Origin of the sequence: Streptomyces sp. NPDC088124, assembly GCF_040685895.1 — a bacterium.
Classification (GTDB): domain Bacteria; phylum Actinomycetota; class Actinomycetes; order Streptomycetales; family Streptomycetaceae; genus Streptomyces.
In genome coordinates, this window is the sequence record NZ_JBFBJB010000030.1 from 60,146 (window position 1) to 81,928 (window position 21,783).

Sequence of the window (21,783 nt, forward strand, 5' to 3'; positions counted from 1 at the left end):
GACGGTGCGTTGGACTTTCCGGTCCGAGGCGGCGGCCGTACTGGACCAGGGGCGCCAAGTAAGCGGGGACCCGCCGGGACTGGTGGGGATCGCAGTGGTCGAGCCGGTATAGGAACCGGGTATCCCAACCGGCCAGTTCCGCTTCACGGTGAAACTCCCGGCAGGATGGCCTGTCCAGCGTTGGGCGTGTGCACCGACTCATTCCGTTGATATTTCCATGCGAGATGAAATGTCGAACCGAGGCCTGAACTGCAGTCGGATCAGTTCATTCCGTGTGGCGTACGTCACGGCGTGGGTACGGTTTCGAAGGTCGTGCTGCTTCATGAAGCGGCTCAGGTGTCGATACGCCACGCCCGTGGACATGCGCAGACTTTCTGTGATCTCCTGGTCGGTATGTCCGTCTGCGGCCATCCGCAGTACGTCGAACACTTCGGATGAAGAGGCAGACGCCGCCACCTTTCCCCGTTTCCGCAGCTGAACACCCTGGTCCACCAGCCTGGAGCGCACGAAACCGGATGAATATCCGTTCCTGGTAGCTATCTTGCTGATGGATATTTGTTCTTCGATGTAGAGTCGCTTGATCTCTTCGCCTAATAAGGAGCCCTTCTTCCGCGAGGCGGCCCATGACACGGTCGATGACCCAGGTAGGAGCTCCGAACTCCTTCTGGAACGTGACGCGTTGCAGAACCTCGCCGGGCTGGTAGACGCCCTCGGCGATCCGACGGCGAATGCCCGCAGCGATCTTCTCGACGGTGTCGGTGCCGGGTGGGTCGCTCGCGGAGAGGCCCACTGAGATCCCGGGTCCCGCGCTCTCGATCGGGAGCGGGGCGGGAACCGCGCGCTGATCGCGTGCGTCCTTGCCCGGAGCATTGATGTGCGGCGATGTCGTCAATAGGCCGCCCTCCGATGCAAGTGCCGGGGCATGGCACCGTCCCGGTGGCGTTCCACCGTTCAAGGAAGCCATCGTCGGAGAGCCGTCATTGGTCATTGACTGTGTCCTGCTGCGGTGAGGCGAACGAACAGAAGAGCGGTGCTTGTGGTCGGAGGGATGTTCTTCTACGGCCAGCCGGAGCGGGGAAGACCCTGCAGATCGATCGGCGTAAGGCTGTCCGGCCGCGTGGTGCCGGTGGAAGGGGGCGGGCTGACGAGTGCGCGGAAGCTGGTGGCGCGGCGGGCATACCGCACAGCGGACAGCGGCCAGACGGTCCGTGGGGCGATGGCGCTGATGAGGGCGTGGACGCGGGCCTGGCCGGGGATGTCGCCCACGGTTTCGAAAAAGGTTAGGGCGGCCAGCAGATCGCGTGCCCCGGCATCAGTGTTTCCGCGAAGCGCGTGCGCGAGTCCCCGCAGAGCGCGTGCCCGGGCTCGCACGGCCGGGTTATGGTCCCCTGGCTCGGCGATCAGGCCGGAGAGTATGCGAACGGCGCACGGAATGTCTCCGGCGGCGAGGGCGGTCTCGGCGAGGGCCAGGCGCGCGACTTGCTCCAGCGCCAGGTGGCCGGAGCGGATCCAGACCTTTCGGGCCTGCTGCAGTGATGCTTCGGCGTCTCCGGGCCGGTGGGACCGGAGTTGGCAGAGGCCCCGCCCCCACAGTGCTTGGCCCTGGTCGCGCGGGTCGCCAGCCGCGGCGGCTGCCTCCAGCAGCTGGAGGTACCAGTCGTATGCGTCGTCGATCTGTCCGGCCGCGCTGTGACCGAGCGCGGCGCAGTGCAGCATCCTGCGGACCGCGGCGCTGTCGCCGGCCTTCCGGGCTGAGTCAAGACCTGGCTGGTGCACCCGTGTCCAGACACCGTCGTCGTACGGCGCGAACAACGGCGTGAGGGCTTCCGCCATCGTCCACACCACCTCGTACCGTCCCCGTTCGCCGGCCGCAACGAAGACTGCTGCGAGAGCGTCCCTATGAGTCAGCAGCCAGGCTCTGGCCTCCGTGCAGTCGTCGAGCGTGACCGGCTGCGGGGGCGGGAAGAGGAGATCCCGGCGGCTGAGGCGGTCGGGGACCAGGCGGCGATGAGCGGCGAGAATCCCGGTGGCATACCAGTCGCAAGCCCGCCACAGCACGTTGTTCCCGCTATCGGACCCGGACGGGAGCGCTGCGCTGCGAGCGCGCGCGTACGCCCGCGAGGCCCCGGTGAGCCGGTAGACGACACCGTTCGACGGGCGGGGCAGGGTGTGTTCGGTGAGTAGATCCTCCTCTGCGAGGACCTTCAGCAGCCTTCTGGCGATGCTAAGCGCGTCGTCACGCAGCGCGGCGGGCAGAGCGGCGGCAAGTCCAGGCTCGACGACGCATTCGTCGGGCAGCCCCGCCAACTGCCGCAGCAGAGCGGCGGCGGGCTCGGTGAGCCGGCTGTAGGCGAGCGCCGTCCCCGGGGCCGCCGCACAGATGTCCGCGCAGCCCAGGAGACCGTGGAGATGTCCGAGGCTGACCAGGTGTGCGTCGCTGCGCGCGCCGACGCGCGTGCGCAGCCGGTTGATCCGGTTGCGCACAGTCGCGGTCGACACGCCGAGCACGGGGGCGATGTCCGCAGGGCGCGTCGTGGCCACGAGCAGCCACAAACGCCGCTCGTCCGCACAGACGGTGAGTGGATGGGCCGCCGGTCCGGGGTGAGGGAGGATCGCGGTGGTGTAGGCGGTGTGAATCAAGACGGGCCACTCACGTTCGCGCACGCCGAGCTGTTGGCGGCACACGCGGAGGTGGATCTCCAGCAGAGTACGGACGGTGATCTTGAGGGCGGTGGCGGCCTGCCGGGAGGTGTCTCCGGCTGCCAGACGGGCAAGCAGGTTGACCTCCACCGGCTTCAGAACCGGTAGTTCGGGGCCGGACAGGTCCGAAGGATCGGTGTTGACGGGTATCTCCCCTGTTTACGGTCCGGGACGGGTGGTGGGCCCGGCCGGCAGACGGTGCGGGATCAGGGGCGGCACCTTCGCGCCGTTGACGGGAGAGGCGGGACGGCTCGGCGCTTTCAGGGCCCGGGACCATCGGCTCCAGATGTCGGCCACGCGGCAGATCGTCATGACCTCTTCCTCACAGTGCCGGTCTGTCCCTTCGTTTTGCTCTTGGGCCGCAGTTCGATGCCGATGCCGGTCAGGAGTCTGTGGGTTCCGCCGCAGGAGCGGCCGAGCGCCTCGCCGGCCAGTCGGATCGACGACCCTTCGTCGTACCGGGACTCGAACTTCGGGAGCAGAACGGCCCTCTCCGGGGCGGCGAGTCGTTGTCCGGGATCAAGCCTGGGCAGGTTCAGGGATCGGGCCGCTGCTGACAGTTCGTGGCCTGGAGATGTGTCCGGCATGTCAACTTCCTGGTGTGAGGGGTAGCGGTGGCGATTACGGCACGAGGTGGTCGGCGTTGTGGAGGCCGTCTTCGGGGGCCGCGGTGTCGGCATCGGCGATGAAACGGTGAAGGCCGGGTTGGCTCTGGGCGGTCAACCACAGGAGGGAGACCGGTGTCAGGACTGCGTTCTCGCCCTCGCGCAGTTTCTTCCAGCCACTTGCCACCAGCAGATCAGCCACCTGTGGGGCGCGCACCGAGCAGCGCAGTTGGGGAAGGCCGAGACGGGCGGCGTGATCGCGGGTCCACAGAGTCATCAAGGAGCTGAGCCGGCCGCGGGGGTCAGGGGTGTCGTGGCGGGTGCAGGCGGCGGTCAGGTAGAGCGCGGGCTCTGCCATCTCGGGTCCGGACCAGCCATCCGTGACGGGCGCTCGTCGTGTCACTACGACGCAGCCGAGCAGGTGGGCATCCTCTGTGAGCACCATCAGCCGGGCACCGTCGGGGGTGGTCCGCCCGATCATCTCGAGCACGAAAGGCACCGTGGCGGAGGCAGGGAGGTTCCGGGCTGTGGCCCAGGCGGAGCGCTTTCGCAGCATCACCTCGATCGGCAGCCGGTCCTTCTCGGTGGCCTCCCGCATCACGTACGGCTCCGGGCGGGCTGGTATGCCGGCACTCATGACGCGGCCCTTCCCGCGCTGTACACGTGTTCCATACGGTGCGCGGCTTCGGTGAGCCTGCGGGCGCTGGACGCGGGCGACCATGCGCTCGCGGTTACGCTAGCGAGGCGGGCGGTCGGCTCGGCACTCCGGGGGCCGGTGCGATAGGTCGGAGCGGGGTCCTGGTCCACCCACACCGCGTGCCCGCCCGGCAGCGCGAACCTGCTCAGGAGCCCCTGTCCCTCGCAGGTGACGGCCATGGCGGTGGGGTAAAGACGGCATTCGATCAGGGGGTCATCGGCGAGGCGGAGCAGATGCCCGGCGGTGACGGAGGAGGTCTCGGAGGGATGGAGGATGCTGTCGGGCAGGACCAGAGTCACCTGTTGTCCGTCCGTGCCGGAAGGGGAGGCGAGGTCCCTCACGAGGCGGGGCGCGTTCCGGGGGACGGCCAGGACGGTCCTGTGGTGAGCCTGTTCCGCGACCCGCCACATCCGATACAGCCAGCCGTCCGCCGAGTCACGTACCGCATGACGATCGGCCGCGTACCGCAGCCCGCGCAGACGGCGCATCGTTCCTTCACAGTCCACCACCCCGTACACGTCCATCAGGGTGCGTACCTCGGTGCCGCTGGGGACGTGGGTGCCGCGTTCCCAGCGGCGCAGTACTGCCTCGGTGCGGCCGATCTTGTCGGCCGCTGCGGAGGGACTCATTTCCCGGCCCTCGCGCAGCACGGTGAGGGAGGCGCCGTGGAGGAGCAGGCTTGCCGGGCGTCCAGTCGGCGGGATCAGAGGGCGGTCGGGGAGGGGCATGTGCTGACGGTTCCGATCTGATGAACGGCCCGGTTGCCGGAACCGGGCCCGGGGCGCCGTGCGGGCGGCGCAGGGGACGGAGTGTGAGGACGAGTCGTGGATCAGTAGGTAGGCCGGGTGTCCGTACCGCTGACCGGCCGTAGCCGCAGGGCCGACGGTGAGGTCACGCTGCGCCGTTCACCGAGCCGCTCGCGGTGATGAAGGTTGCCGAGGTCCGGGGTGCGCGGTGCACCATGGCGTCCACGCATTCCCCCGCGGGTCCGGATCCGGCTCGGACAGCGAACGAGCGCCGGGATCCAGGGAAGGATCCGCGGGGCGGGCCTGCGGTACATGCCGGGGGTGGATGCCTCGCCTTGAGGACCGTGCCTGCTCGGCCTCGGCCTCGGCGCGCATCACGTAACCCGAGGCGGCACCGGTGAGTTCCGGATACCGGGCCGCGAGAGTGTAGGCGCAGCGGCCCTGCCACCGTAGCCCCGCCTCGACGGCACCCGGGCCGGTCAGCCCGGCGAGGACATCCTCGTGGCGGGTCTCCCGCAGCAGTTGGTTCAGCGCCCAGGCCCGGGCGGCGGAGTCCGGGCCGTGCGAGGTCGAGGTATGGCCGAGGCGGCGGGCCTGCGCGGTCAGCTCCGCAATGTTCGCGTCCGCAGCGGCCTCCGCCCAGATCCCCTCGGTCTCGGCGGTCCTCAGCAGCCGCCGCGCGTGGTCGCAGCAGGAAACATTCGCGCTGTGCCGGTGTCCGCGCGGGCACGCGGGCAGCGTCGCGGACGCGTCGGCGAAGGCGGGGAGGCCGCTGGTCTCATGCCACTGCCTGACCCGTGCCAGGGAGTACAGCAGGGCCGGCGGAGCACCGGGGGAGCGAGGATGGGGGCACCGCAGATCCGGACTCTGAGCGACGTTGTGCCGCACGGTGTCGGGCCAGGACCATTCCCGCAGCACGGGCTCGGTGACATATCGCCCCAGGTCGGACGACCGGCCGGCGTCCCAAACCGCTGGGGGCTGATCGGGAACAAGAGCGTTCATACGGGCTGGACTCCGTGCTGAGGAGAGGGAAGAGGCGAGGCACATACCGGAGGGTGTCGTCACCGCGCCGAGCGGGACTGAACGAGGGCGGCCGTCACAGCTTGACGGCGATCGCTCCGTAGAGCGGCACCCGGGCGGGTTTGATGGCGATGCTGATGTCATCTGGGGCGGGGTGCCACTGGGTGACCGGGACGAGCCCGGGATCCAGGAGGTCCAGCCCCTCGAAGAGGGCATGGACACGGTCGTACGGGCGGATCTGGGCCGGCATTCCCTCCTCCCGGTAGACCGCCTCCACGGCACGCCAGGTCTCGGGGGAGTGGTCGTCGACCAAGTGGGTGAGGACCAGACAGCTGCCGGGTGCCATCGCCTCCATGACGGTCCGGACGATGTGGCGGGGGTCCTGGTCGCTGTCCTCCACGAAATGCAGGAGAGCGATCATGAGCACTGCGACGGGACGTTGCAGATCCAGGTACTTGGCTGCGGCGGCGAGGAGCTTCTGCGGCTCGCAGGCGTCGATCTCGGCGTAGTGCGTGGCGCCGTGGTGGCCGCTGCGCAGCCGGGCCTCCGCGTGACGGACGACGATCGGATCGTTGTCCACATACAGTACCTCTGCGGCGGGAAGGAACTGCTGGGCGATCTCGTGCGTGCTGGGGGAGTCGTCGGGCTTGCCCGGGCCGATGTCGAGAATCTGATTGATCCCCAGTTGGTCGGCGACGATGCGCACAGCCCGCTGGTGGAACTCCCGGTTCTGGCCGGCGATCAGCTGCGGTTCCACACCGAGCGCTTCCATCCGCCGCTCGACCTCTTCGTCGACAGGGTACGAGTCCTTCCCGCCGAGGTACTGGTTGTAGGTGCCTGCGGGACTGGCGTGCGTGGTGAGGCGCCGCGCCTTGGCGGGTGGCGGGTCGTTGTGGTCGGACATGGCGGTGTCTCCGGGCGTAGGGCAGGCGGCAGGTGCTGTGGACAGGTGGCCCCGTCCGGCCCTGGGTCCGCTGAGGCGCGTGACGGGACCAGGGCCGGGGCGAAGTGGGTGTCAGGCGGCCGTGGTGGGGACGTTGAGGCGGACGGGGAGGGTGGTGTGTCCGTTGCCGAAGATGGAGGCCACGGGCGTCAGCTGCTGGGGTTCTTCGGCGAGGGCGATGTCGGGGAAGCGGGTGAGGAGGGCTTCGACCGCGATCTCTGCTTCGAGGCGGGCGAGGGTTTCGCCGGGACACCGGTGGACGCCGTGACCGAAGCTGATGTGAGGCCGCTTCGGCTCGCGGGTGACGTCGAATTCGTCGGGGCGGTCCATGGCTTGGGGGTCACGGCCGGCGGCGGCGAAGTTGATGACGATCAGCTCGCCCTTGCCGATACGGACGCCGGTCTCCTCGTCGTGGATGTCCTTGACGGCGGCGCGGGGAATGATGTTCGCGATGGGAGCCTGGAATCCCAGCGTCTCCTCGATGGCGTCCGACCAGATCGCTCGACCGGAGAATATGTGCTCAAGCTGATCGCGGTCGCGCAGGAGCGCGAGGACGAGGTGGTGGATCAGGTTGACGGTGGTCTCGTGGGCGGCGCCGATCAGCAGGAGAAAACTGCCCAGGAGCTCGAGAGCACTTCGGAGCGCGCCGTTGGGGTCGTCGTGGGCGGCGATGAGGTCACTGGTGATGTCGTCACCGGGGTATTGCCGCTTGTAGACGATGAGTTCTTCGAGCAGTCGGCTCATCTCGTCCCGTGTCGTGGCAGCTTGTTCGCCGGTGACGTTGGTGGCGAAGATCCCGCCGACCAGATCGCGGAACTCGTCATGGAGGTGCGACGGCACACCGAGCAGGGAGTTGGCGACGCGGAGCGGCAGTTGCCATGCGAAATGAGTACGGAAGTCGACCACTCCGTCCTCGTCAGTGTGATGTTCCAGTCTGGTGAGAAGGTCGTCGACGATGCGGCGGATGTCCTGGGTGAGCTTGCGGACCCGGCGCGCCGAGAACGCGCTGGCGATGGGGCGGCGCTGGCGCTGGTGGTCCTCGCCCTCGGCAGTGAGGGCGTTGTCGGCGTCGGGCCAGGCACGCAGGGGCCAGGTGGCCGGGATACGGCCATGGCGGTAGTCGTCCCAGTGCAGGCGGGGGTTCTTCGAGACATCCGGGCTCATCATCAGCCGCTTGGCGAGGCCCTGGTCGAGGATGGACCAGCCGGTCACTGCGTCGGGCAGCTCAATGGGAGCGGCCGCGCCGTGTTCGCGCAGTTCGCGGTTCTCGCCGTGGATGTCGGTGGCGGCCATGTCGATGCGGTAGGGGCAAGACTGCTGCTTCACGGGCGTGCTCCTGGTGTGGTGGTGGTCAGGGGCAGGGCGGCCCATCCGGTGCTGAAGGTGCCGGGCCGTCGCACGAGGTCCTCTGGCGGGCAGGCGAGTTGGAGGTCGGGAAGGCGGTCGAGGATGCGCTCGACGGCGGTCTGGGCGATGATCCTGCCCAGTGCGGGAGCAGGGCATCCGTGCGCGCCGGCGGAGAACGCGAGGTGGGCCCGGTTCCCGGCGCGCTCGTGGGGCAGGGGCGCGTGGGCCGGGTCGCTGTTGGCTGCGGCGAAGCTCACCATGATCGGCTTCCCGGGCTCGATGGGCACACCCTCGTAGGCGTGGGCCTGACGGGCATAGAGGGGGCTGTAGTTGGGAACGGGCGGCTCCTTCCACAGCACGGCGTCGATGGCTTCGCCGACGGATTGGGAACCGTCGAAGACCGTCGTGGTGTTCCCTGGCTCGCGGACGGTGTAACGCAGGGTGCTGCCGATGAGGTTGCTGCACGGGGTCCCGCCGGCTCCGATGGGCAGCAGGAGCTGCTGGCCCATTTCCTTGTCGCTGAGGCGGGCTGGGTGGGCGACCAGCCAGGAGGCGATGTCCGGGCCGGGGTGGCGCCGTTTGAGCGTGGTGAGCTCGAGACAGGATGCCTCCAGCCTGGCGTTGGCCTGGCGCGCTTCATGGCTGGTGTCGAACAGGGCTGCCAGCGCAGTGATGATGTGGTGACCGAGTTCTTCGCCGCAGCCGAAGATCTCGGTCAGGACCTGGAGCGGCAGAGGGGTGGCGTACTCCGCGATGGCGTCGAAGTGTCCTCGGTGCTCGAACCGGTCGATGAGGCGGTCGGCGATGCGGGTGACGGTGGAGGCGAGGGCGTGGGTGTCTACCAGGTTCAGGCTGTCGGTGATCGCTCCGCGCAGGCGCTGGTGGGGGATGCCGTCCATCCACAGCGCGTTGTCCCGGGGCATCATCATACTGACCGCCGGGATGTCCAGCGAGACCTCTCCGGTCTGCAGAGCCGTCCAGTGCCGGGGGTCCTTCGCGAAGATGCTCGGTGTGTTGAGCAGCAAGTAGCGGGCGGCGTCGTAGGTGGTGGTGAGGTAACCGGTCAGGCCGTGGTCGATCTCCACGGGCGCGATCGGCCCGACGGTCTCGCGCAGCAGGGTGTAGGTGGCCTGCGGGTCCGCGCTGAAGTCCGGGCCGTGAATGGGGATCAGCCCGCTGCCCGAGACCGGCGAGGGCCGGGGTACCGCGGCCTCGTGGCCGACTTCGGCTCCGGCGCCGGCGTACGGGCAGGTGGACCGGCTGCTGCTGACCGGGTTCCAGGGGTCGTTCATACGGCGGGCTCCGGATCCGGTGTGCGGGCGAGGAGGTAGCGGACAAGAGTGACCAGTGCGTGTTTGACGCTGGCATGGCTGCGGGCGTCGCAGTGCACCAGTGGCGTCTGCGGCAGCAGGTCCAGCGCGTCGCGCAGCGCCGTGTCGTTGTGGTCGGGCGCGTCGTCGAAGTCGTTCACGGCCACCGTGTACGGCACGCCGTGCTTCTCCAGCATGTCGATGGGGGTGAACGAGTCCTCCAGGCGGCGGGTGTCGACCAGGACCAGGGCGCCCAGCGCGCCGCGGGCGAAGTCCTCGAAAATGTGGTGGAACCGGGTCTGGCCCGGAGCGCCGAACAGGTAGAGGACCAGTTCGTCGGACAGGTGCAGCCGGCCGAAGTCCATCGCCACGGTGGTCGTCGACTTGTCCGGGGCTCCGGTCGTGTCGTCAGTGGTGACGCTGGCGGCCGTCATCAGCTCTTCGGTGAGCAGGGGCCGGATGTCCGACATCGTCTTGACCAGGGTCGTCTTGCCCACCGCGAACGGGCCGACAATGAGGATCTTGGCGGTCTGCTCCGTGCCGCGCAGCACCCGCGGAACGGTGCGTACGTCAGAGCCTTTCGAGTCCAGCAAGGACGGCCTCCAGAAGTCCTCGGTCCGGCGTGGCGACCTGCAGCATGTTCGGGCCGGTGGTGATGTAGCCGCTCTCCATCAGGTCGGCCAGCACGATGCGCAGCACGCTGACCGGCAGTTTCAGCCCGCTGGCGATCTCCGCCACCGACAGAGCCCCGGTCGCGCACAGGTCCAGGACCCCGCGGGCCTCCGGTGCCAGCGCGGCGCGCGGCAGATCACGCTGGTAGAGCCGTATGAGAGTGATCTGGTTGAACGTGTTGCGACTGGGGGCAGACCGCCCGCCCGTCACCACGTAGGGGCGGACCAGCGAGCTGTCCCGGACGTGCCGGGCCCCGCTCATACTCCGCTCTCGGTCCGAGGCGCGACGTCCAGGTGCGAGCCGAGGCGCTGCACGGTGGTCTCCATCGCGTAGGACACCTCGGCGACATCCGCCTCCCCGCTCGCGGAGACAGCCAGATGAGAGCCCTGGCCGGCGGCCATGACCAGAATCATCCCGCCCTGCGGATACTGCACCAGCGTCAGGTTCCCCGGTCCCTCGCAGTCGGCAAACGGCGCGGCGCCGCGCACAAGAGACTGCAGCCCGGACACACCCGCGGAGATCGTGTCCCCGAGGTCCTTGTCACAGTTCGTCGCCGCGGTGCGCATGCCGTCCGCCGTCAGCAGGACCGCACGCAGCGTGTGCGGTGTGCGCACCAGCTCGTCCAGGATGAAGGTGAGATCGCCTGTGGTCGTACTCATGACTCGCTGTTCCTCTCGTCAACACGTCGCTGATCTTCCTGGGCGGCACGCCGGCCGCGAGCCAGAGCTCCGAGCGTTGCGGCGGTACCGCTGGGCGGCTCAACCACGTGCTGCTGGGGCAACTGCTGGGAGCGCCGGCGGCGCTGCGGCAACGAGGCGGCCGTCTCGTGCGCCGAGCCCGGTCCGTCGGCTGTATCCGTACCGCCTCGCGGGGCGGATACCGGGCGTGACGCGGACGGCTCGGCGGCGGGGAGGCCTGCGGGCATGGAAGCGGGCTCCTCCGGCTTGGTGAGCAAGGACTCGGGCAGGAACAGCGCGGCCCGTACCCCGCCGTAGATCGACTGCTCGTCCACACTGACCCGGAAGCCGTACCGGGCAGCGTGGGTACCGATCACGGCGAACCCGAACTCGGGCAGGCTGCCCATCTGAGTCAGCAGAACCGGCCGGGCCGCAGACAACCGGTCCGGAGCGGCCGCACGCACCTCCGGGCTCAGACCCGTCCCCGAGTCGTCGATCGTGACCGTCACACCGTTGTGGCCGACCGTGAACCCCACCCGCACCGGAGACTTCGGCGTCGACTGCCGAGCAGCGTTGTCCAGCAGCTCCGCCAGCGCCAGCGCCAGCGGCTCGACCACCTGACCCACCACCGCATACGCGGGGTTCCCAGTGATCTCCACCCGCCGGTAGTCACGGATCTTCGAAACACCGCTGCGCACCACGTCGAGCAGGGGTGAGACCGGCCGCTTGCGTCCAGGCCATGCTCCCGCGATCGCGAGCAGCCCCTGGAGCCTTCGGACCAGCTGGTTGCTGGTGTGATCGATCCTCGTCACGCCCTCAAGGACGGACGGTTCATGATGTTGGTCCAACATTTCATCGACCGCGATCTCGGTGTCCCGCACCAGTGTCTGCATCGACCTGGCCATCGAGGCCACCGTCGCCCGGGTCGCGTTCTCCGCGCGTTCGGACGCCTGCACCGTCACGTCCACGAACAACTTCAGCACCGCGTCACGTGATGCGGAGAACGCGGTTCCCTCCAGCTCAGGAAACAAGGGAGCGGGCATCACCTCCGGCTGGCCCTGCCACAACCCACGCTGCAGAGAGGGAAGTTGCTGATCGACCAGATGCGCGAACTCTGCCTCCAGCATGTCCCGCGTACGCTCGTACGCCTTCTGCAGCCCCCGAACCCTGTTCTCGTGCTCGGCCCGTGCCGCCGACCCTTCCGCCTCCAAGCGGCTCACAGCTTTCTCCAGTTCCCGAACCCGGCGGCCGTGCAGAGCCTGTGCCGCCGACCGCTCGGTCTCCGAGCGATCCAGATCCTGATGGAGGTTCCGCACCAGGGCAGCGTGCTTCCTCTCCAGCCCGGCTCGCGCTTCGTCACGGTCACCGAGCGCGCGGGTGAGTTCGTGGACACGGGCAGTCCCCGCCCGAAGCCGGCGGCGCTGGCGGAGCAACGCGGACAGGGCCCCCGCCAACGCGAGAAAGACCAGCAACAGCAGCCACGTCAGGGCTTCCTGTTCGGACGGAGAAGACATCGGCACCTTTCATGCAACAACGGGAGCCCTCCGGGTCAAGGAGGACGAACCGCCTGGCGAGACACGCGGCCTCCGGACAGGCGACCGGCACCACGGCAGTGGCCTGCAGCGTCAACCGCGCCCGCTCCAGACAACCGGACCGGGCCACCCGCGCGGAAGTACACACAGCGGTTGCAATACGTGCACCAAGGGTGTGCACGGCACCTCCACCGAAAGTCCCGCGTGGATTCGGTGCGTCAAGACTGACGGCACGCAACGCCAAAATCTACGACTTTCAACAGACTCTTCGTGCAAATAATGCGACTTTGAGTCGCGATCGAGGGGAGGCGCGTACGAAAAGAGACTTTCTGGCACACTGCTTCGGGTACTCAATCCGGAGGCGCAGCATGACGACACGGACCCCAGGGAACATTCATCTCAAAGCGGCCAGAGTGAAGGCTGGCTTCTCCTCACAGTCTGCGCTCGCCGATGCACTGCGCATCGGCACGCGCCAGGTCTCCCGGTGGGAACGCGATGACCCACCATGGCCCCAGCCGGACCAGCGAGCAGCGCTCACCGCGCTGCTCGGACAGACCATGGAGCAGCTCGGGTTCACTGACCCCGACAGCGGCCTTCGCGGGGCCGGAGCCGCTGCGATCGCCACAGCCGGCCTCGCCGCGGTCCCCATCCGCCCGGGCGCCGCCACCCAACCGGCCTCCGTGGCCGTCGACTTCCGCGCGGTCACCCATGCCCACCGGCACCTGTACTGGTCGTTGGCCCCGGCCGCCCTCCATCCGGCGGTGATCGCTCACGCCACACTGGGCTGCGCGTTCCTCGCGGAGACCGACGGTCAGACCCACCGGTCCGTGGCCACCGCACTCGCCGAGACGTGGCTGCTGGCCGGGCGCATCGAGTTCTTCGACCTGAACAAACCGGAGCAAGCCCGTGCGACGCTGCAACGCGCCCTGCAGGCGGCCTCCGAGGCCCAGGACGACCTGATGGGATCGGCGATCCTCGCTCACACCGCGTTCATCCCCGGATGGGCCGGACAGCGAGAGGACGCCCTCGAAACGATGGCGGCCGCCCGCGCGTACGCCCGCCGCGCGACCGCGGGAGCGGAGTTCTGGGCATGGCTCGACGCCGTGGAGGCCGAATGCGAGACACACTGCGGGAACATGCCGGCCGCACTCCAGCTGATCACGCGCGCCGAGGAGACACTCGACACCGGACCCGCGCATGCGCGGCCCGCATGGATGGACTGGTTCAGCCCCGTACGCCTGGCCGGCTTCAAGGGCAACGCGCAGCTGCGGGCCGGACATCTCCCGCAGGCCCGCGCCACCCTGCTCACCGCGCTCGACGACCTGCCGGAGGAAGAGGGCAAGCAGCGCTCCGTCATCTACGGTGATCTCGCCGCCGTAGAGGCCGCGGACGGGCGTATCCAGGAGGCGTGCGACCACCTGAGGAAAGCGCTGGCCCAGCTGGAGATCACCCCGTACGCGGCCGGAAGACAGCGGGTGCGGGACGTGCGCCGGGCGCTCGTCCCGCACCAGGACCAGCCCTGCGTACGCGACTTCGACGAAGTGAACTTCGGATGGAACAATACGGTCAGCGCTCTCGCGCGGTGAACGCGCTGATCTCCGCAGGCAGTTCGGTGAGCTTTTCGATACGCATGGACGGAAGGCTCACCGCTTCCTCGCTGGTCCACTGGATGGTGGCCCAGGGGCCGCGCCGGATGAGCGCGGTCGGCATACCCGCGGCGACCGCGGGCCGGATGTCGTTGTCGACACGGTCCCCGACGTAGAGGATCTCGTGCGCCGCGAACGGCACCGCCCGCGCGACACGGACGAAGAACTCGGGATCCGGCTTGCTGGCGCCCCAGTCGTCGGACGTACCGATGAGATCGACGTCATCGGTGAACAGGCCACGCAGAATGCCACCGGCCCGTACCGTCTGATTGCCCGCGATCCCCAGCCACAAGCCGTCCGCGCGCAGAGCGGCCAGCGCGGGCCGCACATCCCCGTACAGGTCGTCCTCGTCGAAGTGTTCGGGCCGGCCCGCATCCGCCCGCGCCTGGCGCTGCTGCCCCAGGTCGAAACCGGGAGCGAACTCCTGGAACACCTCCCGGTAGTCCCGCCCCTGCGCGACCACCGCCCCGAACATCGCGGCAAAAGTATGGCGTGGCACTCCGAGCCAGTCCGCCCACGTCCCGTACTCCCGGGTCTCGTCCACGAGACACTCACCGACATCAAATACGACTGCACGAATCATGAACGCATCGTAGGCTGGTGCACATCCCGCCCCACAGCCCTCACCCCAGTGCCGTACGCAGCACGACCCCGCCCTGCTTCCTACCGGCCAGCTCGCGCCGCAGGCGGGCCGCCGGTCAACGCCTCGGCCCGCCGCTCGAAGTCCCGCACCGCCCGCTCGCGCGCGTGCGGCTCCAGCCGCCCACGGAAGTCCTCCAGCGCGCGAACGGCCCGCTCCGAGCGCACACCAGCCAGCTGCTCCAGCGCCTCACCGGCCGTTCCCAGCGCCTCGTCGAGCCGCCCCTGAGCCAGCTGCACGCTCGCCAGCACCGACCGGCTGATCGACTGCCTCCGCCGCCGCTCCGTATTCGCCAGTACCGACCCGACAGCCATCCGCTCCGCCTCGACCGCCACCCCCAGATCCCTGAAACACACCGCGGCCTCGGCCTGAAGATAATGCCGGTCCAAGAACCGCACCCACCGCGCCCCGTCCTCCCCGCCCGCGGCCCCCTCCAGCACCGTCTCCGCGGCACGCAACGCCGTCGTCGCCTCACGGCGCCGGCCCAGCGCCGCGTACCCGCGCGCCTCCATCGCGTGCAGACGCATCACCCCCAGCGCACTGCCGCACCCCCGTGACGAAGCCAGACCCGCCCGCGCCAGATCCACCCCCTCACCCGGCGCCCCCGCCTCCGTCGCCAGATGCGACAACCCCGCCAGAACCTGACCGCCCACCACCCGATCACCCCCCTCCGCGGACAACCGCAGCGCCTGAACCAGATACCGCTGCCCCAGCCCGACCAGCCCCGCGTCGTACGAACTCCAGCCCGCCACAGCCGTCAGCTTCGCGGCGGCCGTGAACAGCCGCGACCGCGACGGATCCCCCGCCCCGCACGCCCGCAACAACGGCACCACCTCAACCGTCAAGTAGCGCACCACCGCGCTACGCACCCCCACCCCACCGAAGCGGTTGTCCACCTCGTCGTAGGCCGCCACCACCGCCTCCACCCGCTCCACCCCCTCCAACTCCGCGACGGCCACCGCCTCCACCTCAGCAGCGGCGTCCGGACCGCGCTCCGCGCACCACAACAGCCACTGACGCTGCGGATCCAGCAACGCCCCCGCAACACACACCGCATCCCGCACCCCGCCACGCGGCGACAGATCCGCCGCGCCCAGCTCCGAGACCACACCCAGCGTCGCGCTCAAATCCTCCCGGTAGGCCAGCGCCCGCCCCGCGACCCGACGAGCCCCCGGCACCGCGAATCCGAGATCGGCCGCCCCGACCGTCCGCTCCAGATACCCGGACAGGACCAACGCGACGAACTCCGGCGTACGGTCCCGCGGACTCATACCCTGCAGCCACCGGGTCACCGACGCCTTCGTGTACCGCTTCCCCTCACCATGAACCCGGGACAACTCGTTCACCCCACGCGCCAGCGCCGCGTTCGAGCATCCAGCCTCCGCCAGCACCGTCGCCAGCGCCCTGTTCACAGCCACAGACGAACCTATCTTGCCCATAACATCCCAAAATTCCCGTCGAACGATCTGAAGAGAAACCCCGGCACCAGGCGAGACCGGATACGCCCAGCGGAACGCCGTCATTCCTGGGCAGCAGGGGGACCCGCAGCCAGGTCCAGCAGCGCGTTCACCGCGCCCGCCAGCCGATATGCACGGACGGTCGCCGGCGTGTCCTCATCCCCGGCCGCATCGACCGCCTCCTGGGCGCGCACGATCCCCTCGCGGTACCGCTCCCAGCACACACCGCCGGCCTCCACGGCCTCGGACGTCCACGTCACCAACTGCAGCAGCGCCCCGGCATACCCTCTGAGGACGAGGGCCAGCCGTGCGGCCGAGCAGGTCGGCGAGGTCTTGCCACGAAGGTGCCACTCCCGAGCCGCCTCAACCGCTTCCCTCATACGGCAGACGTCGAATCCGGCCACCACCTCCGCGTATCCCAGCTCCCGCACCGGATCTCCGCGCTCGGTCGTCCAGGCAGACGGGAGGACGGACGGGTCCTCCGTGGCGGCGCTCATTCGGGCGGCCAGCCGCCTTTCGGCGGCGTCGATGTCACCCTGGGCGTACGGCGCCGCATAAAGGCGGGCACGGGCGAGGAGCTCCTCAAGCGGAGAGTCCATTCGTGTGTCCAATACTGAGGTGCGACGACAGGGACTGTCCGCCTGGGTTGCTGCCTCTTCACGCGTTCGGCGCTGCGCCGTCCGGTCGGGCGTTCTGTCATGGCGTGGTCAGGTGAGGCTTCGGCTCAGAGGCGGACAGCCGGGCGCTCAGGCTTCGGGTCACGAGATCTTTCGGATCGAGCGGCTGGCGTACGTGAGGGACGGATACCGAAGGGAAACGGCGGGTCCGACGGATCAGCTGGCGGTTCGCGCCCAGGCCGACTGCGGCTGGGGTGCGAAGCCGTTCGCGTGAGCCGGGTCCCGAGATCCCAGAATCTGTCCCGGTTGGTTGAGACAGCAGACCGTCTCCAGGACTTGAAGATGCTCGGCCGGGGACTGCCCGAGCTGTACGGATCGACGGACCAGCTGGAGGCAGTGCTCCTGAAGGTCCGGCGACACGCTCACGACTGCCAGGAGCAGGGCCGCTCGCGCCACGGCCGGCCCGAACACGGCCTCGCAGGGCCACCCGTTCTCGACGAGTTCCCGCAGAGCGTCCACGTTCTCTCGCATCCCGCGGCCGAAGACCTCGTCGTAGTGCGCTCCGCGACTCCGGGACAAGTTGTCGGCGTCCTCGCGCAGGTTGCGGACTCTCCTGAGCAAGTCGTCGGCGATACAAGCTTCGTAGGTTTGGTAGATCACGTCTGCGCCTTTCGCAGGTGGATGCCCTGCCGGCTCGGAGGCGTCCCGGTGCCGTCTGTTGCGGGTGAGGCATGAGAGGTGTGAGCTATCGTGAACCACACGGTTTTGCCTTGGCCGTGGTGCACGGTTCCCCACACAGTGGTCAGGGCTTCCACCAGGCGTAGTCCGCGGCCGTCGGTGTCCTCGGAACCGGCGGCTCGGGGGCGTGGCAGGTGCGGTGAACCGTCCCGTACTCCGATCCGCAGCGTGTCACCGGAGCATTCGACGGTGACAGTGATGGTGTCGGTGGGGCTGTGTGAACCGTGGCGCACGGCGTTGCTGAAGAGTTCGTGAGCGGCCAGAACTGCGTCGTCGGCGAGATTGGCGTGCCGGCTTCTGAGTTCCGCGAGGAGCATCCGGCGGACATCGACAGCCCGGTGGTCGTGTGCGGGGAACACGCCGGAGGCCCTGCACGTCATATTGCTCCTCACGGTCTCCTCCGTTCGGTTTTGGTCACGTGGCGGCTCATTGCCAGTTGTCTGGCTGCTGCCCTGAGCGCTCCGTGGGCTCAGCCGCAATGCGGGACCCGTCGTGAGCGCGGCGAAGAACGGAGAGGCGGTGCTCGGCAGGGCTGTGGGGCCCGGGTACCGGAATGTCGACTCGCTGTGCAAGGCCATGGCAGAGGTCCTCGTCGTGGGGCGATACGCACTCGTTTGAGGTCACATGGAGCACTGGCTCGGATGCCTCTGGTAGTGAACGAGGTGGAGTATTACACCGGGAACTCTCCGCATGTAACTTTCATCGGGGAAGTGTCCGCATGAGGGTTTCACCAAGGCCGTTGCCTCGTGAGCGTTCCACCCGTGTAGCGTTTCTGCCGACCGCATCAGACGACAACGGCACTCGGGCTCTACTCATCCGAAAGGGCACCAGCCATGGAAGAGCCAACCAATCCGGCTGAACCGAACGAACTCGCCGAGGACACCGGCCCCACCGCGCGGCGCAGGTACCTGGGTCAGCGGCTTCTGGAACTGCGGTCCCGCGCCGGGCTGACGGGCGAGGACGCCGGCAACCTGGCCGGGATCTCCAAAGCCACGGTGAGCCGATACGAGCGCGGCAAGGGCAATGTCCGCTGGAACTACGTCGACCAGCTCTGCCGGGCCTACGCCGCGCCGGACCCAGAGCGGGAGGAACTGGTCCAACTGGCCAAGGGAAGCAAGGTCACCGACGCGTGGTGGGTGCCCTTCGCTGAGAAGCTGTCCGATCCAATGCGCGTCCTGGTCGCCCTGGAGGACGAGGCATCTCGTATCCATCACCACAGCGTCGGCGTCGTGCCCGGCCTGCTCCAGACACCGGAATACGCCGCGGCGATCAAAACCCGACCGGCGAGCCTCCCCGCCGGCGACATCGAAGATCACCTGTCACTGCGCATGCTGCGGCAGAAGATCCTCGACCGCCCCTCAGCACCCGTCTACCACGTAGTTCTCGACGAAGCGGTCCTGCGCCGACAGGTCGGTGACGCGCGGATCATGGCCGCCCAGATTGAGCACCTCATCAAACGCGCTGGTGAACCAAACATCACCCTCCAGGTCCTCCCCTTCGCCGAAGGGGCCCACAGTGATGCCCTCACCACGTTCATCGTCTTCTGCGGCGCCAACCCGGACCTCGACGTCGTCTTCATCGAGAACCCCGCCGGCTCACTGATCCTGGACACGGAAGGCGCCCGGAACGAATACGGCGCCGCCTTCACCTACCTGCGCCGGGAAGCGCTCGACACCAACTCCTCGACCGTCCTCATGGCCGAGGCCCGCCAAGAACACCTGCGACACCAGTCCTAGCGAGGAATCTCCCGTGCCCCAAGACCCCGTGTGGTTCAAGAGCAGCTACAGCGGCGCCCCCAACAACGAGTGCGTGGAATGCGCCCGCAGCGAACAGAGCATCCTGATACGCGACTCCAAGGACCCAGGCAGAGGACTGGCCACCTTCTCGGTCTCCGCGTGGCGCAAGTTCACCACCGCTCTCCACGGCACCTCCTGACACCCGCTTTCGGCGACGCCGTCAGCCAAGGGCCCCGGGGCCCAGGCTTTATCCCAGGGCCCGTACCACTCCCTATAACCGATGGGGGGATACCCGAACAAGGAGAACGCCCACTTTCACCAACCACGGCAAAATCAGTTGGTGATGCGGACAATCAGATACAGAGATCTCTGTCCGCATCACGTGCCAAGGGGGACACCGCGTGCCGCAGAAACCGAAGCCTCTTGACGACACCACCTCCCTCCGAGCGTGGTTCGGAGTCGAACTGCGCAACTGGCGCACCACACGAGGACTTTCCACGGGCGCACTCGCAGCAAAAGCCCAGATCAGCGGCAGCACCATTGAACGTATCGAGAAGGCAGAACGCTCGTGCAACCCGGACCTCGCCGGCCGGCTCGACGAGGCACTCGATGCCGGCGGAGCGCTGCGCAGACTCTGGCGTCGGGTCCAGGAAGAGACGGATTCCCCAGCCGGCGATGCGGACAACGTCCGGTCCAGCCTCCCCGAGACAGCCTCAGACCAGCATCGGAAGGGCATGCTCCACCGCGACCCGCTCACCCGACCGGACGGGAGCCCGCCCGTGCACCGCCGCACCTTCCTCACCACCAGCGGCATCGCCGCCCTCTTGCCGCTGAGCCGTCCAGCAGACCCACCCAAGACGGTGCGTCCCGAAGACATTGAGCAAGTCCGTCTCGCGTCCACCACACACTCTGACTGGGCCAACCGCTACGGCGGCGGCGGATTCGTCCGCGAGGCATCCATCAGCCAGCTCAAATGGGCCACCAGCCTCCTCGACGTCGCCTGCCCACCAGCCCTCAGAAACGAGCTGTTCACCGCCGTCGGCCGCCTCGCCATCGGTATGGGGGCCAGCGCCTTCGACGCTTACGAGCACGACGACGCCCGCCGTCTCCTCTCCCTCGGCGTCTACTGCGCGGAAGCCGCCGATAACTGGCACCTACGCGCCAACGCCCTCAACTGGAGCGCCAGGCAGGCCATCTGGTGCGGCCAGCCACAGGACGGACTCACCTTCGCCGACCAAGGACTGGTCCGAGCAGACCGCCTGACCCCCCGCGAACAAGCCATGCTCCACAACGCCCGCGCGCGAGCCTGGGCCAAGATGCACCACCGCCAGCAAACGCTCATCGCGATCGGTACCTCAGACGACGTCTTCAGCAACGCCCAGCACGGTGAAGACCCACCCTGGATGTCCTACTATGACCATGCTCAGCACCACGGCGACACCGGACACGCACTCTTCGACATTGCCCTCCTGCCCGGCCAGTCCACCCAGGCGGCCATCGAACGCCTCCAGACGGCCATGATCGGCCACACTCCCGCATACCTCCGCTCCCGTGCCCTGTCCGGCACGAAACTCGCCACCCTCACTATGGCTACCGGCGACCCGGACGAAGCCCTGGCCATCGCCGACCACGCCCTCAACGAAGTCGGCCAGCTCCGCTCCAAACGAGCCATCGACGACATCCAGGACCTCGCCCGTGCCGCGACCCCCTACCGACGGAACCCCCAGATCGCCGCGCTGCGCAAACGGATCACCCGGACCGTTCAGGCATGACCCCCACCCCGCCCCCCGAATCCCTCGCCCTGCTGCAGCAGATCACCGAAGCCGCACACCTGCCCGCCCACGGAGCTGAGGTCATCAGACTCGCCGAGAACGACCTGTGGCGCCTCCCCGCCCACGGCGGCATCGTCGTACGCATTGCCCGAGCCGGCCAGGACCAGGCAGCAGCCCGCGAAGTCGCCCTCACTCGATGGCTCGCCGACCACCAACTCCCCGCCGTAATTCCCCTTGACATGGACCAACCGGTCCAGGCGGCCGGGCGATCAGCAACCTTCTGGGAAGAACTACCCGCCCACCACGCCGGGAAGCCCCACGACCTCGCCCCCCTCCTACTCCAACTCCACACCCTGCCCGCACCCGACCACCTGCCACTCCCGCCAGTCGACCCCTTCGTGCGCATAGCCGACCGCATCAACGCAGCACGGATGATCAGCGCCAGCGACCGCGCGTTCCTCCACAACCGCCTCAAGGACCTGCGCAACGCGTGGCAGAACCTCCCACCCGGAAAGCCCAGCTGCGTCATCCACGGAGACGCATGGGGAGGAAACGTCGCCGTCACCCCCGACGGCCGCCGCTACCTCCTCGACTTCGAACGAGCCTCCCTCGGCCCACCGGAATGGGACCTCACCTCCACCGCGGTCGCCGCAGACACCTTCGGCACCCTCACTCCCTACGAATACGCCAAATACTGCAACGAATACGGATACGACGTACGCACCTACCCCGGCTACACCACCCTGCGGGCCATCCGAGAACTCCGACTCACCACGTTCGCCCTTCAAACCGCCGACCAACACCTCCCGGCCCACGACGAAGCCACTTACCGCCTCTCCTGTCTGCAAGGACACCACGGACCACGCCCCTGGTACTGGCGAGCCGTCATCTGAACGGAGCCCAGTACGGGATTCCAAGGTCCACCGAA

General features: G+C 68.4%; 23 protein-coding genes. 5 read left to right on the top strand and 18 right to left on the bottom strand.

The genetic code is table 11. The features are described 5' to 3' along the window. Positions 1-265: 265 nt before the first annotated feature. The 13 genes from AB0P17_RS24485 to AB0P17_RS24545 form a co-directional block, all read right to left on the bottom strand. The gene (locus tag AB0P17_RS24485; RefSeq protein ID WP_365814036.1) at positions 266-988 is read right to left on the bottom strand and encodes a GntR family transcriptional regulator; all 723 of its coding nucleotides are present in this window, start codon (positions 986-988) and stop codon (positions 266-268) included. Positions 989-1,056: 68 nt separating this feature from the next. After that, entirely contained in the window at positions 1,057-2,790 is a 1,734-nt protein-coding gene (locus AB0P17_RS24490; RefSeq protein WP_365814037.1) for a hypothetical protein, read from the bottom strand. A 218-nt stretch (positions 2,791-3,008) separates the two neighbouring features. After that, positions 3,009-3,287 (bottom strand): helix-turn-helix domain-containing protein, encoded by a 279-nt coding sequence (locus AB0P17_RS24495; RefSeq protein WP_365814038.1) that lies wholly within the window; start codon positions 3,285-3,287, stop codon positions 3,009-3,011. A gap of 34 nt (positions 3,288-3,321) precedes the next feature. After that, the gene (locus AB0P17_RS24500) at positions 3,322-3,942 is read right to left on the bottom strand and encodes a hypothetical protein (RefSeq protein WP_365814039.1); all 621 of its coding nucleotides are present in this window, start codon (positions 3,940-3,942) and stop codon (positions 3,322-3,324) included. Further along, positions 3,939-4,730: a helix-turn-helix transcriptional regulator gene (locus AB0P17_RS24505; RefSeq protein ID WP_365814040.1), complete on the bottom strand. Its 792-nt coding sequence runs from the start codon at positions 4,728-4,730 to the stop codon at positions 3,939-3,941. Before AB0P17_RS24505 ends, AB0P17_RS24500 begins: the two co-directional genes overlap by 4 nt. 177 nt (positions 4,731-4,907) lie before the next feature. Further along, positions 4,908-5,750 (bottom strand): hypothetical protein, encoded by an 843-nt coding sequence (locus AB0P17_RS24510; protein WP_365814041.1) that lies wholly within the window; start codon positions 5,748-5,750, stop codon positions 4,908-4,910. Between the two features lie 94 nt (positions 5,751-5,844). Continuing rightward, on the bottom strand, positions 5,845-6,672 hold the full coding sequence (locus tag AB0P17_RS24515) for an SAM-dependent methyltransferase (RefSeq protein WP_365814042.1): 828 nt from the start codon (positions 6,670-6,672) through the stop codon (positions 5,845-5,847). A 111-nt stretch (positions 6,673-6,783) separates the two neighbouring features. Next, positions 6,784-8,037 (bottom strand): cytochrome P450, encoded by a 1,254-nt coding sequence (locus tag AB0P17_RS24520; RefSeq protein WP_365814043.1) that lies wholly within the window; start codon positions 8,035-8,037, stop codon positions 6,784-6,786. After that, entirely contained in the window at positions 8,034-9,350 is a 1,317-nt protein-coding gene (locus tag AB0P17_RS24525; protein WP_365814044.1) for a cytochrome P450, read from the bottom strand. Before AB0P17_RS24525 ends, AB0P17_RS24520 begins: the two co-directional genes overlap by 4 nt. Then, positions 9,347-9,961 (bottom strand): ATP/GTP-binding protein, encoded by a 615-nt coding sequence (locus AB0P17_RS24530; RefSeq protein WP_365814045.1) that lies wholly within the window; start codon positions 9,959-9,961, stop codon positions 9,347-9,349. Before AB0P17_RS24530 ends, AB0P17_RS24525 begins: the two co-directional genes overlap by 4 nt. Next, on the bottom strand, positions 9,939-10,301 hold the full coding sequence (locus AB0P17_RS24535; RefSeq protein WP_365814046.1) for a DUF742 domain-containing protein: 363 nt from the start codon (positions 10,299-10,301) through the stop codon (positions 9,939-9,941). Before AB0P17_RS24535 ends, AB0P17_RS24530 begins: the two co-directional genes overlap by 23 nt. Next, entirely contained in the window at positions 10,298-10,699 is a 402-nt protein-coding gene (locus AB0P17_RS24540; protein ID WP_365814047.1) for a roadblock/LC7 domain-containing protein, read from the bottom strand. The genes AB0P17_RS24535 and AB0P17_RS24540 overlap by 4 nt, the downstream gene beginning before the upstream one ends. Beyond that, positions 10,696-11,844: an ATP-binding protein gene (locus AB0P17_RS24545; protein ID WP_365814048.1), complete on the bottom strand. Its 1,149-nt coding sequence runs from the start codon at positions 11,842-11,844 to the stop codon at positions 10,696-10,698. The genes AB0P17_RS24540 and AB0P17_RS24545 overlap by 4 nt, the downstream gene beginning before the upstream one ends. A gap of 773 nt (positions 11,845-12,617) precedes the next feature. On the opposite strand from AB0P17_RS24545, the gene AB0P17_RS24550 reads away from it, so the two are divergent. Next, entirely contained in the window at positions 12,618-13,835 is a 1,218-nt protein-coding gene (locus AB0P17_RS24550; protein WP_365814049.1) for a helix-turn-helix domain-containing protein, read from the top strand. Here the strand turns inward: AB0P17_RS24550 and AB0P17_RS24555 are convergent. The 5 genes from AB0P17_RS24555 to AB0P17_RS24575 form a co-directional block, all read right to left on the bottom strand. Further along, entirely contained in the window at positions 13,816-14,478 is a 663-nt protein-coding gene (locus tag AB0P17_RS24555) for an HAD family hydrolase (protein ID WP_365814050.1), read from the bottom strand. The genes AB0P17_RS24550 and AB0P17_RS24555 overlap by 20 nt on opposite strands. Before the next feature lie 80 nt (positions 14,479-14,558). Further along, a complete protein-coding gene (locus AB0P17_RS24560) occupies positions 14,559-15,947 on the bottom strand; it encodes a hypothetical protein (RefSeq protein ID WP_365814051.1) in 1,389 nt (462 codons plus the stop codon). Positions 15,948-16,054: 107 nt separating this feature from the next. Then, the gene (locus AB0P17_RS24565; RefSeq protein ID WP_365814052.1) at positions 16,055-16,591 is read right to left on the bottom strand and encodes a hypothetical protein; all 537 of its coding nucleotides are present in this window, start codon (positions 16,589-16,591) and stop codon (positions 16,055-16,057) included. Positions 16,592-16,825: 234 nt separating this feature from the next. Next, a complete protein-coding gene (locus tag AB0P17_RS24570; protein ID WP_365814053.1) occupies positions 16,826-17,269 on the bottom strand; it encodes a hypothetical protein in 444 nt (147 codons plus the stop codon). Further along, on the bottom strand, positions 17,266-17,925 hold the full coding sequence (locus tag AB0P17_RS24575; RefSeq protein WP_365814054.1) for an ATP-binding protein: 660 nt from the start codon (positions 17,923-17,925) through the stop codon (positions 17,266-17,268). Before AB0P17_RS24575 ends, AB0P17_RS24570 begins: the two co-directional genes overlap by 4 nt. Positions 17,926-18,180: 255 nt before the next feature. Between AB0P17_RS24575 and AB0P17_RS24580 the strand changes: the two genes are divergently transcribed. From AB0P17_RS24580 to AB0P17_RS24595, 4 genes are all read left to right on the top strand, one after another. Next, positions 18,181-19,083, top strand: coding sequence for a helix-turn-helix transcriptional regulator (locus AB0P17_RS24580; RefSeq protein WP_365814055.1), 903 nt, complete (start codon positions 18,181-18,183; stop codon positions 19,081-19,083). 13 nt (positions 19,084-19,096) lie between these two features. Continuing rightward, positions 19,097-19,282: a DUF397 domain-containing protein gene (locus tag AB0P17_RS24585; RefSeq protein ID WP_365814056.1), complete on the top strand. Its 186-nt coding sequence runs from the start codon at positions 19,097-19,099 to the stop codon at positions 19,280-19,282. Positions 19,283-19,484: 202 nt separating this feature from the next. Continuing rightward, positions 19,485-20,855: a helix-turn-helix transcriptional regulator gene (locus tag AB0P17_RS24590; protein ID WP_365814057.1), complete on the top strand. Its 1,371-nt coding sequence runs from the start codon at positions 19,485-19,487 to the stop codon at positions 20,853-20,855. Next, complete coding sequence (locus AB0P17_RS24595) at positions 20,852-21,748, top strand: aminoglycoside phosphotransferase family protein (protein ID WP_365814058.1); 897 nt, start codon at positions 20,852-20,854, stop codon at positions 21,746-21,748. Before AB0P17_RS24590 ends, AB0P17_RS24595 begins: the two co-directional genes overlap by 4 nt. The last annotated feature ends 35 nt before the right edge of the window (positions 21,749-21,783 follow it).

Excerpts from the sequence above, each read along its gene's own strand:
- AB0P17_RS24540 (WP_365814047.1), bottom strand. The coding sequence starts at position 10,699 with ATGAGTACGACCACAGGCGATCTCACCTTCATCCTGGACGAGCTGGTG.
- AB0P17_RS24545 (WP_365814048.1), bottom strand. The coding sequence starts at position 11,844 with ATGCTGGAGGCAGAGTTCGCGCATCTGGTCGATCAGCAACTTCCCTCT.
- AB0P17_RS24515 (WP_365814042.1), bottom strand. The coding sequence starts at position 6,672 with ATGTCCGACCACAACGACCCGCCACCCGCCAAGGCGCGGCGCCTCACC.
- AB0P17_RS24555 (WP_365814050.1), bottom strand. The coding sequence starts at position 14,478 with ATGATTCGTGCAGTCGTATTTGATGTCGGTGAGTGTCTCGTGGACGAG.
- AB0P17_RS24565 (WP_365814052.1), bottom strand. The coding sequence starts at position 16,591 with ATGGACTCTCCGCTTGAGGAGCTCCTCGCCCGTGCCCGCCTTTATGCG.
- AB0P17_RS24500 (WP_365814039.1), bottom strand. The coding sequence starts at position 3,942 with ATGAGTGCCGGCATACCAGCCCGCCCGGAGCCGTACGTGATGCGGGAG.
- AB0P17_RS24525 (WP_365814044.1), bottom strand. The coding sequence starts at position 9,350 with ATGAACGACCCCTGGAACCCGGTCAGCAGCAGCCGGTCCACCTGCCCG.
- AB0P17_RS24485 (WP_365814036.1), bottom strand. The coding sequence starts at position 988 with ATGACCAATGACGGCTCTCCGACGATGGCTTCCTTGAACGGTGGAACG.
- AB0P17_RS24495 (WP_365814038.1), bottom strand. The coding sequence starts at position 3,287 with ATGCCGGACACATCTCCAGGCCACGAACTGTCAGCAGCGGCCCGATCC.
- AB0P17_RS24510 (WP_365814041.1), bottom strand. The coding sequence starts at position 5,750 with ATGAACGCTCTTGTTCCCGATCAGCCCCCAGCGGTTTGGGACGCCGGC.
- AB0P17_RS24580 (WP_365814055.1), top strand. The coding sequence starts at position 18,181 with ATGGAAGAGCCAACCAATCCGGCTGAACCGAACGAACTCGCCGAGGAC.
- AB0P17_RS24575 (WP_365814054.1), bottom strand. The coding sequence starts at position 17,925 with ATGGCCTTGCACAGCGAGTCGACATTCCGGTACCCGGGCCCCACAGCC.
- AB0P17_RS24505 (WP_365814040.1), bottom strand. The coding sequence starts at position 4,730 with ATGCCCCTCCCCGACCGCCCTCTGATCCCGCCGACTGGACGCCCGGCA.
- AB0P17_RS24550 (WP_365814049.1), top strand. The coding sequence starts at position 12,618 with ATGACGACACGGACCCCAGGGAACATTCATCTCAAAGCGGCCAGAGTG.
- AB0P17_RS24535 (WP_365814046.1), bottom strand. The coding sequence starts at position 10,301 with ATGAGCGGGGCCCGGCACGTCCGGGACAGCTCGCTGGTCCGCCCCTAC.
- AB0P17_RS24595 (WP_365814058.1), top strand. The coding sequence starts at position 20,852 with ATGACCCCCACCCCGCCCCCCGAATCCCTCGCCCTGCTGCAGCAGATC.